The organism is Streptomyces sp. NPDC012888 (assembly GCF_042900645.1).
Taxonomy (GTDB): Bacteria; Actinomycetota; Actinomycetes; order Streptomycetales; family Streptomycetaceae; genus Streptomyces.
The window spans coordinates 1-15,292 of record NZ_JBIBBM010000027.1 but is presented as its reverse complement, the minus strand read 5'-3'; the positions used below and the strand labels follow the sequence as shown (position 1 = coordinate 15,292).

General features: G+C 76.1%; 9 protein-coding genes. 4 read left to right on the top strand and 5 right to left on the bottom strand.

Features of this window, described 5'->3' with window-relative positions; all coding sequences use genetic code 11:
* Window positions 1-133 precede the first annotated feature (133 nt).
* Together ACFY61_RS31825 and ACFY61_RS31820 are read right to left on the bottom strand one after the other, a co-directional pair.
* Entirely contained in the window at window positions 134-574 is a 441-nt protein-coding gene (locus ACFY61_RS31825) for a roadblock/LC7 domain-containing protein (RefSeq protein WP_389477932.1), read from the bottom strand.
* Window positions 571-3,432, bottom strand: a complete 2,862-nt coding sequence (locus ACFY61_RS31820) for a nitrate- and nitrite sensing domain-containing protein (RefSeq protein WP_389477929.1) — start codon at window positions 3,430-3,432, stop codon at window positions 571-573. The genes ACFY61_RS31825 and ACFY61_RS31820 overlap by 4 nt, the downstream gene beginning before the upstream one ends.
* A gap of 373 nt (window positions 3,433-3,805) precedes the next feature.
* On the opposite strand from ACFY61_RS31820, the gene ACFY61_RS31815 reads away from it, so the two are divergent.
* Window positions 3,806-4,288 carry a hypothetical protein gene (locus tag ACFY61_RS31815; protein ID WP_389477926.1) on the top strand — a complete coding sequence of 161 codons (483 nt, stop codon included), beginning with the start codon at window positions 3,806-3,808 and terminating at the stop codon, window positions 4,286-4,288.
* 12 nt (window positions 4,289-4,300) lie between these two features.
* Here the strand turns inward: ACFY61_RS31815 and ACFY61_RS31810 are convergent, their stop codons facing one another.
* The 3 genes from ACFY61_RS31810 to ACFY61_RS31800 all read right to left on the bottom strand — a co-directional run bounded on the left by ACFY61_RS31810 (window position 4,301) and on the right by ACFY61_RS31800 (window position 11,895).
* Window positions 4,301-8,995: a hypothetical protein gene (locus ACFY61_RS31810; protein WP_389477924.1), complete on the bottom strand. Its 4,695-nt coding sequence runs from the start codon at window positions 8,993-8,995 to the stop codon at window positions 4,301-4,303.
* A 70-nt stretch (window positions 8,996-9,065) separates the two neighbouring features.
* Entirely contained in the window at window positions 9,066-9,974 is a 909-nt protein-coding gene (locus tag ACFY61_RS31805) for a hypothetical protein (RefSeq protein ID WP_389477922.1), read from the bottom strand.
* A gap of 415 nt (window positions 9,975-10,389) precedes the next feature.
* Window positions 10,390-11,895, bottom strand: coding sequence for a hypothetical protein (locus ACFY61_RS31800; protein ID WP_389477919.1), 1,506 nt, complete (start codon window positions 11,893-11,895; stop codon window positions 10,390-10,392).
* A gap of 117 nt (window positions 11,896-12,012) precedes the next feature.
* On the opposite strand from ACFY61_RS31800, the gene ACFY61_RS31795 reads away from it, so the two are divergent.
* From ACFY61_RS31795 to ACFY61_RS31785, 3 genes are read left to right on the top strand one after another with little or no spacing between them, the layout of a single operon-like run.
* Window positions 12,013-12,768: a LamB/YcsF family protein gene (locus ACFY61_RS31795; RefSeq protein ID WP_389477917.1), complete on the top strand. Its 756-nt coding sequence runs from the start codon at window positions 12,013-12,015 to the stop codon at window positions 12,766-12,768.
* Window positions 12,769-12,770: 2 nt separating this feature from the next.
* Window positions 12,771-13,376 carry an allophanate hydrolase subunit 1 gene (locus ACFY61_RS31790; protein ID WP_389477956.1) on the top strand — a complete coding sequence of 202 codons (606 nt, stop codon included), beginning with the start codon at window positions 12,771-12,773 and terminating at the stop codon, window positions 13,374-13,376.
* The gene (locus ACFY61_RS31785; RefSeq protein ID WP_389477914.1) at window positions 13,373-14,236 is read left to right on the top strand and encodes a biotin-dependent carboxyltransferase family protein; all 864 of its coding nucleotides are present in this window, start codon (window positions 13,373-13,375) and stop codon (window positions 14,234-14,236) included. Before ACFY61_RS31790 ends, ACFY61_RS31785 begins: the two co-directional genes overlap by 4 nt.
* Window positions 14,237-15,292 lie beyond the last annotated feature (1,056 nt).

The window sequence follows — 15,292 nt, the reverse complement described above, 5'->3', positions numbered from 1 at the left end:
CCGGGGTTCCTGGTGTCCGGGGTCGCGGTCGCGGTCGGCGGCGTGCGCCGGTTCGGCGTCCGCGCCGGGTGCGGGGGCGGTGCTGTCGGGGGCGTCGGCGGGGTGCAGGCCTGACTCGCTCATGCGCTCCCCCTCACCCTCCCGCTGGCAGTCCGGTGCGCGGGGCGGTCGCCAGGTGGTCGCCGACGCGCTTGACCATCAGGGTCATCTCGTACGCGACCTGGCCGACGTCGGAGTCCGCGTCGGAGAGCACGGCGAGGCAGCTGCCGTCGCCGGCGGCCATCACGAACAGGAAGGCCTCGTCGAGTTCGACCACCGTCTGGCGGACGCTGCCCGACTCGAAGTGCCGGCCCACGCCCTTGGCGAGGCTGTGGAAGCCGGACGCCACGGCGGCCAGGTGCTCGCTGTCCTCGCGGGTCAGGTCCTTGGAGCTTCCGGTGGGCAGGCCGTCCCCGGAGAGGACCACCGCCTTGCGGATGCTGCCGACCCGGTCGACCAGTTCGTCCAGGAGCCAGTTGAGCTGGCCGGAACCCCGGCCCCGGCTGTCGTGGCCTGCGGTCTGCGGTGCGGTCATCGACCGTCCCCCTCGTTCTCGGTCTCGGGCCCGGTTCCGGCGGTGTTGCCGGTGCCGGTCCCGGTCTGCTGTGCGTGCTGTCGGCGGCCCGCCGTCCAGCCGCGCTGGAGTGCGGACATACGGGTGCGTACGGCCTCCGCGTCGCGGTCGGCGGGCCGGGACGCGGTGTCGTCGGCCGGTGCGGCCGCCGGGGCGTTCTTCAGCTGGGGCGCGAGGCTGGCCTGCCGGATGCGGCGGGGCAGGCCGCCGGTGCCGGATCCGTCCCGGCCGTCGGGGCGCCGGGCCGTCTCCGGGTCCGGCTGCCGGACCACGGAGACCGGGCGCGCCTCGGACCGGGCGCCGGTGCGGCGGTCCGCGGGTGCGGCGGTGCGGTCGGCCGCGCCGGCGCCGGTGCGGTCGGCCGCGCCGGCGGCGGTGCGGTCGGCCGCGCCGGCGGCGGTGCGGTCGGCCGCCCTGTCGTCGACCCGGCGGCCGTGGTCGGCGACCAGAGTGGGGGTGCGGCGCCTGCGCGGCAGCGGTACCGCGCCGGAGGCCGGGCGCGGGCCCTCGGCTCGTACGGGCTCCAGGCGGGTGCTGTCCAGCCGGACCGGGCCGGTGGGCCGCGGGGGTTCGCGGTCGGCGGCGCGGTGGCCGGGGCGGTCGCCGAGGAGGGCGCTGCGGGGGGTGCCGCCCGGCGGGGTCTCGTCGTCCAGGGTGGCGATGGGCGGGTGGCCCGAGCCGGACGTGAGCTCGTCGAGGGTGACGGGCTCCTCCAGGCCGAGGACGCCGAGCGGCGGCTCCAGCTCGACCAGGCCGTCCAGCAGGGCGGAGGGCACGGCGCGCCGGGCCGCTGAACCGTTTCCGCGGAGGGCGCCGCCGACCGGGCGGCCCGAGGGTCGGCCCGCGGGTCGGCCGGGGGGTCGGCCGGTGACGGCGGCCCTGGCGGCCGGGGTGTCGAGGCGGAAGCCGCTGCCGTTGGTCTCCGGCGCCTCGGTGAGCAGGGCGGCCGGCAGGAAGACCACGGCGGTGGTGCCGCCGTAGGGGCTGGGCTGGAGGGAGACCTTGACGCTGTGCCGGGCGGCGAGCCGGCTGACGACGAAGAGGCCGAGCCGGTCGGTGTCGGAGAGTTCGAACTCGGGGGTCTCGGCGATCCGGAGGTTGGCGTCCATCAGGGCCTCGGGGGTCATGCCGAGGCCGCGGTCGTGGATCTCCAGGGTGAAGCCGTTGGCGACGCGCTCGCCGTGCACGGCGACGGCGGTGTGCGGCGGGGAGAACACCGTGGCGTTCTCCAGGAGTTCGGCGATGAGGTGGGTGATGTCGGCGACGGCGGTGCCGGAGATGCCGAGCCGGGGCAGCCGGCGCACCTCGATCCGTTCGTAGTCCTCGACCTCGGCGACGGCGGCCCGGACGACGTCCATCAGCTGGACGGGCTTGCGCCACTGACGGGAGGGGGCGGCGCCGGAGAGGATGACCAGGCCCTCGGCGTGCCGGCGCATGCGGGTGGTCATGTGGTCGAGGCGGAACAGGTCGGCGAGTTCCTCGGCGTCCTCGGTGCGGCGCTCCATGGTGTCGAGGAGGGTCAGCTGGCGGTGCAGCAGGACCTGGTTGCGGCGGGCCAGGTTGACGAACACCTCGGAGACCCCGCGGCGCAGTTCGGCCTGCTTCACGGCGGCCTCGACGGCGGCGCGCTGGAGGGTGTTGAGGGCCTGGCCGACCTGGCCGACCTCGTCCTTCTCGTATTCCAGGCGGGGTGCCTCGGTCTCGACGTCCACGGGTTCGCCGGCCGCGAGGCGCCGCATGACGGCGGGCAGCCGGACACCGGAGGCCTCGTGGGCCTCCTTGCGGAGCCGGGAGAGGTCGCGGACCAGGTCGCGGCCGATGCGTACGGAGAGGACGAGCGAGACGACGAGGGCGAGGAAGCCGAGGACGCCGGCGACGGCGGCCTTGACGAGCACGTCCATCGCGACCGGTTCGACCCGTTCCTGGTAGCGGTCGCCGGCGGCGGTGCCCATGACGGCGAGGGAGGCGAGGACGCGTCCGGCGGCCTCGTCCCACTGGGCGGCGGTCGGGGTGCGGGGGTTCTTCACGGCGCCCGCGGCGATGATCTTCTCTTCGGCCTCGCGGAGCGGCTTGGTCTCGGGGCCGCGCCAGTACTGCTCGAAGCGTTCGCGGTCGGCGGCCGGGAGGATGGCGAGGTTGAAGTCGTAGAGCAGCTTGCGGTTGGCCTTGAAGTCGGACACGGCCCGGGTGTCCCAGATGGTGAACCGCTTCGCGGCGAAGCCGGCGGCGATGATGGCGTCCTGCCGGGCCAGGGCCTCGCGGGCGCGGGTGATGCCCACCAGGGCGCGGCCCTGCTTGTCCATCTCGACGTCCTCCAGGGCGTGGAGGTTCATCAGGAAGTCGTAGCAGGGGTCGACGAGGCGGTTGTAGAGGTCCAGGGCCTGGCCGGGGTCGAGGGCGGTCCGGTCGACGTTGATGCGGAGGGTGGCGAGGTCCTTGAAGCCGTCGAGGACGGATTCGAGGTGGGCCCGGGTGGCGGGGGTGAGCTCCTCGACGACGTCGGGGTCGGTGGCGCCGGCGGTGACGTCGCGGATGACGGTGTCGGTCTCGGCGCGGCGCTTGAGGAGTTCGGTGCCGGCGGCGGAGGCGCGGGGGTCGCCGAGGACGACGAGGGTCTGGCGGCGTTCCTTCTGGATGACCCTGACGACGTCCTCGATGGGGTAGCCGACCCGGTTGATGACGGAGGCGACGTCGAGGAGTTGGACGGCCTGACGGCCCGTGAGGACGGTGGCGAAGCCCCACAGGGCGGTCAGGGAGACGAGCGGCACGAGGAGCAACGCCACGATCTTCCGGCGGATGGACTTCCCGCGAAAGCGCATGGGCCCACAGCCTCCCCCAGCTCGACCCCGCCCGGCGGGGTCGGTGATCCGTCGTTCAAACGGCGCGAGCCTACTACTGCCTCGTCGCCGCTTCGAAGGCGTGTCCGGACGTTTTCGGCCTGACCCCTGGACGAAGATCATGAGTTGTCCGATACTTCCCGTCAACTGGGGCCCGATATGTGGCAGATGACACTCCGTGCGGCGTCGGTTCCCGTAACCTGACGGATGGCTGGAATTATTCGTTCCGCAGCCCGGCCGCGAGCGCGCCCCGCGAAACCCCGTCAGGCTCGCCGGGAATCCCCGGAGGCCGCCGGACGTCTTTCGGGTAGGGAAACGGCATGGGCGGGGCCGTGCGGTGGGGAGTGTACGGAGCATGGGCAGCGAGTACGAGGAGCGGGAGCGCGGACCCGTGCGCGGGCTGTGGGTGGAGGAGCCGGCCCGGCGGTACCGCATGCCGGACCCGGTGCGGGACGCTGCCGTCCGGGCCGTGCTGATCGTGGCGGTGACCCTCATCCAGGCGTCGGTCACCTTCTTCCTGACCCTGACCGCGTCCTGGCTGGCGTTCCCGATGGTGCTGGGCTCGGTCGCGGGCGTCATCGTCGCGACCTGGGGCGTGCTCGACGTGTGGATCACCCGCCAGATGTGGCGGCAGCGGCACGGGGTGGTGTCGGCGCCCAGCAGCACGGCCCGTCCGGGCCGCCGCGACGGCCGGGAGGACCCGGCCGCCGGCGGGGAGGGCTACGGCCCGCCGGGCGTCCCGTACGCCCGCCGCCCGTACGACGGCACCCGGCCCGGCCCCGGCACGGGCGCCGTCGCTCCGCCGGGGCGGCAGCCGGGCGGGCTGCGCCGGGTCTGAACCGGGGGCCGGCTACTCCGCGGCGGCGGTGGTGGTGCTGCGGCGGAACATCCGGGTCGCGGTGATCTCGCCGTGGACCGCCTCGCCCTCCGTCGGCTGCTGCGGCAGGCCCGGGCGCAGGTGTTCCTCCACGCTGATGTACTTCAGGCCCGCCCGCAGGTCGGCGTCGTTGCGGAGCCGGATCACCAGCGGGAACTCCGCCAGCGCCGTGGTGTCGAACAGGCCCGTCGTGTACAGCAGCTGCACGCCCAGGGCGTCGGACACCGCCCGCTGGAGCTCCAGCAGGTAGGTGGCGTTGGCCCGACCGATCGGGTTGTCGAGGAACAGGGTGCCCGCGTGCCGGTGCTTGTCCCGCCCGCGGTCGTTGCTGCGCAGCGCGGCCATGGTGCAGTACAGGGCGATCGCGGCGGTCAGCAGCTGCCCGCCGGAGAACACGTCTCCCATCTGGCCGACGGGAACGCGTTCCGCGCGCAGCACGGCGTCCGGCTTGAGGATCTCCACGGCGATGCCGCGCGGCTCCAGGGCCGCCTGGACCCCGCGCAGCAACAGGGACATGCCGTCACGGCGGCCCTCGCCGAAGGAGGCGTTCTTCCTGACCGCGGAGCGGGTCGCCTCGTCGATGACCTCCCCGAGCCGCTCGGTGAGGGTGGCCTGGTCGGGCTCCTCGAAGCGGATCCGGAGGAACTCCTGGCCGGACCACTCCCCCAGGCCCTCGGGCAGCCGGGACAGCCGCTGGGCCGAGCGGAGCGTGGCCAGCGCCGACTCGACCAGGCCGCGCAGCCGGTCCACGATGCTGTCCCGGTTGCGTTCCAGCTGGTCCAGTTCGTCGGTGAGCACCCGCAGACGCGGTGCGAAGGCCGCCGCCCAGGCCGCCGCGTGCTCGGGCAGCGCGGAGGCCGGCAGTTCGCGGATCTGCTGGCGGGCGGGGGTGCGCACCTGCTCGTAGCGGGTGGCGTTGGCGTGCCGGACGAGGACGTCGCTCGCCTCGCGTACGGCCGTCTCGGCGGCCGACAGGTCGGCGGAACAACCGCGCAGGGAGCGGCGGGTCTCGGCGGCGGACTGCCGGGCCTCCTCCAGGCTGCCCGGGTACGGCGTCTGGTCCTGCTCGTCCTCCTCGTGGTGCGCGTGGTCGCGCAGCTGGTCGCGGAGGAGGGCGGCGGTCTCGTCGAAGCCGCCGGCCGCGTCCTCGGCCGCGCGGTGAGCGCGCAACAGCTCGGCGTGGGCGGCGCGGGCGCTCTCCACGGCCGCGGTGTGCGCGGCGAGGCGGGCGGTGGCCGAGCGCAGCATGGCCTGGGCCTGCTCGACGTCGGCGGGGACCAGCTCTTCGGGGAGGTCGGTGTGCGCCCCGCCGTCGGCGGGGGCGTGGCGTTCGGCCTCGCCGCGGAGTCGGCCCAGCTGCTCGCTGGCGGTGTTGGCGCGGGTCTCCAGCATCTGTACGAGGGCCTCGGCGCGGGCCGCGGCGGCCTGGCGGGACGGGCCGTCGGCGCCGTCGGTGCCTTCCAGGAGCTGGGCGGCGCGGGTGCGGACCTTGTTGGTGAGCCGGTCGAGTTCGGCGAGGGCCGCGCTCTCGTCGCTCTCGGCGCGGGCCTGTTCGGCGCGCAGGTCGGCGCCGACGCCGACCTTCTCGTACAGCTGGGAGGCGGCCCGGTAGGCCTCCCGGAGGTCGGGCAGCGGGGTGCGCGGGCCGTCGTCCTCGGGCAGCTGGTCGGGGGCCCCGGCGATCTCGGCCCGCTCGGCGCGCAGGGCGCGGGCGGTACGGCGGGCGTCGTCGGCGGCGCGCTGGGCGGCCCGGCGGTCCTCGTCGGCGGCCCGGGCCCGGGACAGGCAGGCCTCGGCACGGGCTTCGGACTCGGCGGCCTCGTCGGCGAGTTCGCGGACCTTGGCCTGCCAGCCGGCGCGTTCGCGGAGGCGGAAGGCGAGGCCGGCGAGGGCGTCGGCGGCGCGGCGGGCTCGCTGGGCGGTCTCCTGGCGTTCGTCGCGGACCCGGGCGGCGTCGTTCGCGGCCTCCTCGGTCTCGGCGCGGGCCGTGCGGGCCTCCGCGAGCTCGGCCTCGGCCTCCTCGGCGAACGCGCGGGCCGCAGCGGCCTGTTCGGCGAGTTCGGCGAGGTGGCCCGGCGGGCAGCCGGTGCGCCAGGAGGCGAGGCGGGCGGCCAGCTCACGGTCCCCGGCGAGGCGGGCGGCCAGGTCGCGGATCTCGGCGTCGCGTTCGGCGGCCCGGGCGCGCAGGGCCTGCCGCTCCTCGTCGGCGGCGTGCTCGTCGTGCATGGCCGGGTTCGGCGGGACCAGGAAGACGCCGCTGTCGGCGCCGTCCGGGCCGGCGGGCGGTACGGGCGCCAGCAGGGCGGCCGCGGTACCGACGGCGACCGCGGAGCGGGGCAGCAGGGCGGCGCCGGCGAGCGCCTCGCGGGCCCGGGCGTGGGTGTCGGGGTCGGTGATGACGACGCCGTCGACGAGTTCGGGGCGGGCGGCGAGGACCGCGGCGTGGTCGGCGGGGTCCACGGCCTGGGCGAGGTAGCGCCAGCCGGGGAGGGCGGGGATGCCGTGCTCGCCGAGGTACTCGACGGTGGCGAGGACGTCGGGGCCGGGCGGAAGCAGGCCGCCGTCACCGAGCGCGCCGAGGATGCGGGCGTCGTCGGCGGCGGCGGTGCGCAGGTCGAACAGCTGCCGTTCGGCCGCGGTGATGCCGCCGTCCAGGAGTTCCCGGAGGTCTTCGGCGTTCCGGTCGAGGTCGGCGGCGGTGAGCCCGCCCGCGGTGTCCTCAGCCCCGGCCCCGTGGGGTGCGCCCGTCGCGCCGGCCGGTGCGTCGGCATCGAAACCGGGCCGGCCCGCCGCCCGGGGGTGCGGGACGGCCGCCCGGGGGCCGGCGGGCAGGCCCAGCAGGGAGGCCAGGCGGGGCGAGGCGGCGATGGAGTCGGCGGCCCGCCGTTCGGCCGCGTACGCGGCTTCGGCGGCGTCGGCGGCGTCCGCGGCGCGGGCGGCGGTGAGTTCGGCGCGGGATTCCGCGGCGGCGGCCTCCCGGGCCGCCCCGGCGGTGGTACGGGCGGCCTCGCGGGCCTCGTCCCACGCGGCGACGGCCGTCTTCTCGGCGTCGCTGGCGGCGAGCGCGGCGCGGGCCGGGTCGGCGTCGGGGGCGGAGTCGTCGAGCCAGCCGGCCCGGACCGCCTCGGCGGTCTCCTGCTCGACCTCGGCGAGGCGCTGCCGCAGGTGCTCGGCCTCGCTGCGGGCCCGCTGGGCGGCGGTGGCCGCGGCGGTCGCGTCGCGGTGGGCGGCCTCCCCGGCGGCCTGGAGCCCGGCCGAGCGTTCCTCCTCCTCGTTGGCGAGCCGTTCGCCGTCCTCCGCGGCGCAGTGGAGGGCCCGCACGAGCGCGGCGGCGGCCGTGGCGCGGGCGGCCAGGGCCGGGGCGGCGTCCCGTTCCGCCTCGCGGATCGCGGCGGCGACCCGGGCCGAGCGGTCGGCGGCGGCCCGGTGGCGCAGCACCGACTCGGCGGCCTGCCAGGCGGAGTGCAGGGTGCGGGCTTCGAGGAGTTCGCGGCGCTGGGCGGTGGCGGCCTTCTCGGCGACGGTCAGCGCCAGGGAGGCGTGCCGGTAGGCGAGTTCGGCGGAGACCAGGGAGCTGTGCTCGCGGGCCGTCTCGGCGGCGGTGACCGCGTGCGCGGCGTCGGTGACCCGCTGGGCGAGGTCGGTGGCGCGGCCGCGTTCCTCGGTCGCGCGGGCGGAGAGGCGGCGGGCCAGGGTGCGGGTGCGGCGTTCGGCGCCCGCGTGGACGTCGCGGGCGCGGCCGCGGGCCTCGGCCGCTTCCACGATGCGGGTGAGGAGGTCGACGGAGCCGGCGGTGAAGTCGCGTTCGGCCATCAGCTCGGCGCGGCGGCCCAGCTTGTTGCCGAAGCCGTGGACGAGGTCGGCGAGGCCGTCGGTGTCACGGGTGTCGGTGACGGCCCGCAGCAGCAGGTCGGTGAAGTCCGAGTCCTTCTTGACCGCGAACAGGCCGGCGGCCTCGCCCTCGTCGGCGTTCATCTCGCGCTGGTAGCGGAAGAGTTCGGGGTCGAGGCCGAGGTCGCCGAGGTGCTCGTTCCAGCGGTCGTGGATCTCCTCCCAGACCACTTCCAGGTGCGGGTAGGCCTTGCCCGCCTCGGTGAGGGCGTCCCGGAAGCCCTTCATGGTGCGGCGCCGGCCCTGCGCGCCGGAGGCGCCCTCGGCGGCCGGGCGCACGGCGGTGGACTCGGCCACCGGCAGGTTGTCCAGGCTGAGGCCGGGACCGGGGCGGAAGGAGTACCAGGCCTCGGCGAACTTGCGGGGGTCGTTGGAGACCTGGCGGCCGCGCCACTCGCTGACCTTGCCGACGACCACGCACTCGCCCGTCTGGGTGTGCTGCCACTCCAGCGCCACGTGCCCGCAGTCGTCGGCCAGCAGGAACTTGCGCAGCACGCCGGAGCTGGCGCCGCCGAGGGTGTTGCGGTGGCCGGGCAGCATCACCGAGAAGATCAGCTTGAGCAGGACGGACTTGCCGCCGCCGTTCTCCAGGAAGAGGACGCCGGCGGGCGCGGGCCGGCGCGGCGGCCCGGTCGGCTCCTCCTGGAAGAACTCCGCCTGCGTCGGGGCCGGGTGGGGCACCGGCTCGCCGACTCCGCGCAGGTCGAGCACGGTGTCGGCGTAGCGCGCACCGGCGGGACCGATGGAGTAGAGGCGGATCCGGGACAGCTCGTACATGGCGGCGGGCTCTCGTGGTTTCTCGGTCGTGCGGAGGGGTGCGGGTGCGGTGGGCGCCGGCGGGGCGCGGTCAGGCGTGGAAGGGGAGGCCGGCGTCGGCCACCAGGTCCAGGTCGTCGCCCTCGGGCGGCGGCAGCAGGGTGGCGGAGCCGTCGCCGACCGGCACGACCCCGAGTTCGAGGAGTTCGGCCATGGCGGCGGTGCCGGCCATGTCGCGGACCTGGAGCTGGTAGCGGGGGGTGGTGCGGTAGGCGCCGCCGGCGTCGTCCCCGGTGCGCTGGAGGAAGCCGGAGTCGGTGAGGAAGGCGACGGCCTTGCCGACGATGCCGGTGGTGGAGCCGGCCAGGCGGCGGGCGTCCTTGGTGGCGCCGGTGGAGCTGCGGCGGGCGTAGACCCGCCAGGCCGCCTCCAGGCCGGGCGCGTCGGTGGCCGGGTCGGTGTTCTCGCCGAGCTCCTCGGCGCGCTCTTCGAGGCGTCGGCAGGCCTGCCGGACGAAGGCGTCGACCCCGTTGACGGTGATCCGGCCGATGTAGCCGTCGTCGGCGAGGTCCTCGGGTCGGGGGAAGGCGAGGGCCGCGACCGCGAGGTGGGCCAGGCCGTGCAGGAAGCGGTCGCTGCCGTCCGCCGCGGTACGGCGGGCGTAGTCGCCCATGCGGACGGCGAAGACGGAGTCCTCGCCGGCGGCGACGGCCATGCCGGCCCGCGGCGAGACCTCCAGGACGACCAGGCCGAGGCCGGTGGCCACGGCGTCGGCGAGCCGCCCGAAGGCGGGGTCCTCGCGGTAGCGGCGCAGCAGTTCGGCGTACTCGGCGTCGCGGGCGGGGAGCAGCTTGGGCTGGAGCCCGTACGCGACGAGCCGGGCCGCGTCGGCGGCGTCGGCCGGGGTGACCGCGCCGGTTCCGGCGGCGGCCGGTGCGGGCGCGGCGTGCTCGGGCGCGGGCTCGCTCCACGCGGGGTACTCGGCGTGGGTCTCGCTCACGGCTGGGGCTCCTCGGCGGTGGTGGTGCGTACGGCGGCGGATCGGGCCGCGGCGGCGGACGGGGCGACGGGTGGGGCGGCGGCGGGGCGGTGCGGACGGTGCGGGGCGCGGGCGCCCACGACGGCCGGCCGGCGCGACGACGGCGGCCGGGCGGAGCCCGGCGGACGGACCGGCACCGGCGGACCGGCGGAAGCCGGCAGACGGGCAGACGACCACGGACCGGCGGAAGCCGGCGGACGGACGGACACCGCGGGACCCGTGGACGACGGCGGACGGACGGACACCGCGGGACCCGTGGACGACGGCGGACGGACGGACACCGCGGGACCCACGGAAGCCGACGGACGAACGGACACCTCCGCACCGGCGGAAGCCGCCCGGCCGCGGGCCCCGGCGCGCCCGGGGGCGGCGGCGCTCACACCGCCTCCGTACGGTCGGCCGCCATGCCCGCCGCGTCCAGCAGGGCCGTACCGACGATCAGGTCGGCGCCGCCGAACTCCGGGTCGTCCAGCACCGTGCCGTCGTCGACCGCGAACAGCAGCCGCTCCTCGCCCTGCCGGTACGCCGTGCCCACCGCCGGGCTCGCCGCGTGCACCGCGAGCAGCGCCACCAGGTACGGCAGGTCCGGGTCGCGCCGCCGGGCCTCGGCCAGCAGCCCGGACAGGCGGCGCGGGGCGTCGTGCGGCAGGTCCAGCAGCTCCATCGCCCAGCCGAGCTGCTCCTCGCTGAAGCGGCTGTCGTCGGGCGTGGCGATCAGGTCGGGTTCGGGCATCTCGACGCCCAGGTGCTCCCGCTCCTGGGGCGGGGTGAGCAGTATCTCCACCAGGTCGGCGACCCGCACCGACACCGGCGTGCGCAGCCCGGTCCCCGCGGCGAAGAAGGCGTCGGTGACCTGGCGGGCCCGGGCCACCGGCAGCGGCAGGACCGGCGCCAGCAGCTGCCCGTACAGGTCGATGCCGGACCGGGGTGCGGGCGCGGCGAAGGCCTGCCGGTCCTGCTCGGCGCGGAACAGCGGGCCGGCCTCCAGCAGGCGCGACTGCAACTGGGTGTGGCGGCGGATGCAGTCCTTGACGATGTCGACCAGCTCGGCGGCGCGCCGCTTGTTCTCGGCGCCCTCGGCCTCGTCGCGCGCCTTGCGGATGTTGGTGAGGATGGCGTTCTCGTGGCGGTAGCGGTCCGCGACGTGGTCGAGGGCTTCCTCGATCATGTCGGGGACGGCCTGGAGCCAGTCCACCGCGCGGACGTTGCGCCGGGTGGCGTCGAGGGTGCGGCGCAGGGTCTCCGCGTACTGCACGGTCCGGTAGCGGGCCTGCTCGGCGGCGAGCTGGGCGTCGGCCAGCCGGCCCCGGCTGATCAGCACCTCCAGCTTCACCTCTGCGGCGATCTGAGCGCTGGTGACATCGGTGTCGAGGGCGCCGACCAGCACGTTGACGGCCTCGTCGGTGGTCCGCAGGTAGACCGCGCCACCGGGGCCCGGGACTTCCTCGATCAGCTTGAAGTCGTAGTCGCGGCGGACGTACGCGCCGTCCGGGCCGAACGTGCCGTAGACGGCGCGGAAGCCGCGGTCGACGCTGCCGACGTTGATCAGGTTCTCCAGCACCCAGCGGGCGACCCGCTCGTGCTCGGCGGCGGGGCGCGCGGGCGCCTGGGCGGCGACCCTGGGCAGCAGCCGGGCCACTATCTGCTCGTGGTCCGCGCCCGTGTCGAAGTCCATGTTCAGCGTGACCAGGTCGATCGCGGCGAGCGCGACCTCGGCCATGGCGTAGATCCCGTACTCGCCGGCGAGGTTGGCCTTGCGCACGTCGAGGTCGTGGAGCGGAGCCGTGCAGGCCAGGGCCCGGAGCCGCCTGGCCAGGCCCTCGTCGGCGGCCGGGCCGGGCGCCGGGGACGGGAGGGTCTTCGCCGGGGCTGGGAATGTCACGACGCAAGATTAGGCGGTCACCCTGACAACCACCCAAACGGCGCGGTTCGGGCCCGCTGCGGACGGATCCCGCCGGGCGGGCGGCCGGGCCGCCCGGCCCTGCTCTACGCTCGCCGCATGAGTTCCATGATCACACCAGCGGAGGCGGTGGTCGACCTCAACGCCGACCTCGGCGAGGGCTTCGGGCGCTGGACGCTCACCGAGGACGAGGCGCTGCTGTCGGTGGTGACCAGCGCGAACGTGGCGTGCGGGTTCCACGCCGGGGACCCGTCGATCATGCGCCACGTCTGCGAGCTGGCCGTGGAGCGGGGCGTGCGGATCGGCGCGCAGGTGTCGTACCGCGACCTGGCCGGGTTCGGGCGGCGCGCCATGGACGTACCGGCCCGCGAGCTCGCCGACGAGGTGGCGTACCAGATCGGGGCGCTGGAGGTGTTCGCCCGGGCCGCGGGCTCCCGGGTGTCGTACGTGAAACCGCACGGCGCGCTCTACAACCGGACCGTGCGCGACGCGGAGCAGGCGGCCGCGGTCGTCGCCGGCGTCCGGCTGGCCGTCGGCGCCGACGCGGAACTTCCCGTACTGGGCCTGCCCGGATCGGAGCTGCTGGCGGCGGCCGCGGCCGCCGGGCTGGCACCCGTACGCGAGGCGTTCGCCGACCGCGCCTACACCCCGGAGGGCACTCTGGTGCCGCGCGGCGAACCCGGCGCGGTCCTGCACGAACCCGACGCGGTCGTGGCTCAGGCACTGGCCCTGGTCCGGGCCGGCACCGGCCGCTCGCTGTGCCTGCACGGCGACACCCCGGGGGCGGCCGCGCTGGCCCTGCGGGTGCGGGAGGCGCTGGCCGCGGCCGGGACGCGCGTCGAGGCGTTCGCGTGAGCCTGCGGGTGCTGCCCGTGGGGGCGCGGGCCCTGCTCCTGGAGGTGGACTCGGCGGAGGAGGTGGCCGCGCTCCACGCGGAGCTGCTGCGCCGGCGGGACGAACTCGGCACGGTGGTCGACATCGTCCCCGCGGCCAGGACCGTCCTGCTCGACGGCGTCGCTCCGGAACTCGCCCCCCGCCTCGCCCGCTGGGAGGTCCCGCCCCTGCGCGCGCAGGACGGGCCCGAGGTCACCGTCCCCGTACGGTTCGACGGGCCCGACCTGGACGACGTCGCCCGCGCCTGGGACACCGACCGGCCCGGCGTCGCCCGGCTGGTGTGCGCGACCCCGTTCCGGGTCGCCTTCTGCGGCTTCGCCCCCGGCTTCGGCTACCTGACGGGCCTGCCGGAGCGGTACCGGCTCCCCCGCCGCGCCACACCCAGGACGGCCGTGCCCGCCGGATCCCTGGCCCTGGCCGGCGAGTACGCCGGGGTGTACCCGCGGTCCTCACCCGGCGGCTGGCAGCTCGTCGGCAGCACGGACGCGGTGCTGTGGGACCCGGCCCGGGAACCCGCGGCCCTGTTCACGCCCGGGGTCCGGGTCCGGTTCGAGGAGGTACCCGCGTGACCGCCGCCGAGGTCGTACGCCCCGGAGCGCTCACCACCGTCCAGGACCTGGGCCGCCCCGGCCACGCCCACCTCGGGGTGCCCCGCTCGGGCGCCCTCGACCCGGACGCGCTGCGGCTCGCCAACCGGCTCCTGGGCAACGCGGCCGGAGCCGCCGCGCTGGAGACCACGCTGGACGGGGTCGCCCTGCGCGCCCTGCGGCCCCTGACCGCCGCGGTCACGGGCGCGCCCTGCCCGGTCCGGGTCGACGGCCGCCCGGCGGCCTGGGGCGCGCCCGTACGGGTGCCCGGCGGCGCGGTGCTGGACGTGGGCGCCGCGGTGCGGGGAGTACGCAGCTACGTGGCGGTGCGGGGCGGGTTCGACGTGCCCGAGGTGCTGGGCAGCCGCGCCACGGACCTGCTGTCCGGCCTGGGACCACCGGTGCTGAGCGCGGGAACCGTGCTGCCGGTCGGCCTCCCTGCCGGGCCTGTGTCCGGCGCCGACACCCTCCGGGTCCCGGCCCCGCCCACCGAACTGGTGCTCCCGATCCGGCTGGGGCCGCGCCACGACTGGTTCACCCCGGAGTCGGTGGCGGCCCTGGGCCGCGCCACGTACCGGGTCTCCCCGGCGGGCAACCGGATCGGCCTGCGCACGGAGGGCGGCCCGGCCCTGGTCCGGGCCCGCCAGGGGGAACTCCCGAGCGAAGGCATGGTCCTGGGCGCGGTCCAGGTACCCCCGGACGGCCTCCCCGTGGTCTTCCTGGCCGACCACCCCGTCACCGGCGGCTACCCGGTCCTCGGCGTGGTCCCGCCCATGTCCCTCCCCGCAGCGGCCCAGTCCCGCCCGGGCACCCCGATCCGCTTCCGGGTGGAGGGCGGGTAGGGGCAGGGTGGGGCGGGGTGGGGTGAGGGCAGGGGGGGTGGGGGCACCGGGTCCCGCGGCGGCGGACGGGTAAGTGGGACGGCGTGGGAGCGGCTGGGCCCGCTCGGGCGGGGGCGTTGGGTGCGTCGGGGTGGTTGCCCGTCCGTCCCATCGTCCTTCCGGGGCGTGCGTCGGCGTCAAGGGCGCTCCTTCGTCGCGTCGCTGCGCGATGGCCTCCGGCCACCCTTGACCCCGCCGCCCGCCCCGGAAAAACGACAGACGAACGGACAACCCAAAACAAGGGCAAGGGGTGCCCATTCCCCACGGGTCCGCCCGTTAGCTGTCCGGCGCCGGGGGCGGCGGCCCAACCCGCCCTCCGGGCGGGAGCCCCACCTCCACCCACCCGGAAGGTGCAAGAGACGGGCCCACCCGGGGGCACCCCACACCGCTACGCGCTTCGGCCGTCTCAGTGTCCCCGTCTGGTCGATGGCCGGACATAAACCGCCCAAAGGCGGAGGGCCATCGGCTGTATTGGCGGCCTCCGGAGCCGCGTGGGCCGGGTATTGCGATATGAGGTCGTTAGTGAGCGCCAGACGGTCCTGCGATGACACAAGGGGAATGGACGAGCCCAAAAGGCCTGCGATATGCCCCATTTGAGACGCTTTGCCGCCCCTCCCATTGGCCCGAGGGTCAGCTGACTGCAATCCGCGACGCGTATGGCGGTCTTTTCGGGAAGGGCATCGGCCCAGACGGCCTGCCGACTGCAGGAACGGCGTCAGGCCGACGCCCCCACACCCAAAAGACTTGTCCGGCGCCCCCTTTGGGGTTTCTGAAGTCGGGCGATCGCCCTCACTGCAATCCAGGACGCGCCATTCGGTTTCTCGGTGAGGACAACGGCCCCTGACGGCTTTTCGGTCGAGTCCGCTGGCAATCTTGGCGGACTTATGTCCAGCCACCGAGGAGGCGGAGACGCCCTCCGGCCGGAGCGCGTAGCGATCGTTGGCGGCCTATGTCCGGCCACCTGCGGGCCGGATCCGCCTTCCGGCAGGAGCGCGTAGCGATCTGAGGCGCGTGGGG

Coding starts and splice junctions, on each gene's coding strand:
- ACFY61_RS31810 (WP_389477924.1), bottom strand. CDS start 8,995: ATGTACGAGCTGTCCCGGATCCGCCTCTACTCCATCGGTCCCGCCGGT.
- ACFY61_RS31825 (WP_389477932.1), bottom strand. CDS start 574: ATGACCGCACCGCAGACCGCAGGCCACGACAGCCGGGGCCGGGGTTCC.
- ACFY61_RS31820 (WP_389477929.1), bottom strand. CDS start 3,432: ATGCGCTTTCGCGGGAAGTCCATCCGCCGGAAGATCGTGGCGTTGCTC.
- ACFY61_RS31815 (WP_389477926.1), top strand. CDS start 3,806: ATGGGCAGCGAGTACGAGGAGCGGGAGCGCGGACCCGTGCGCGGGCTG.
- ACFY61_RS31795 (WP_389477917.1), top strand. CDS start 12,013: ATGAGTTCCATGATCACACCAGCGGAGGCGGTGGTCGACCTCAACGCC.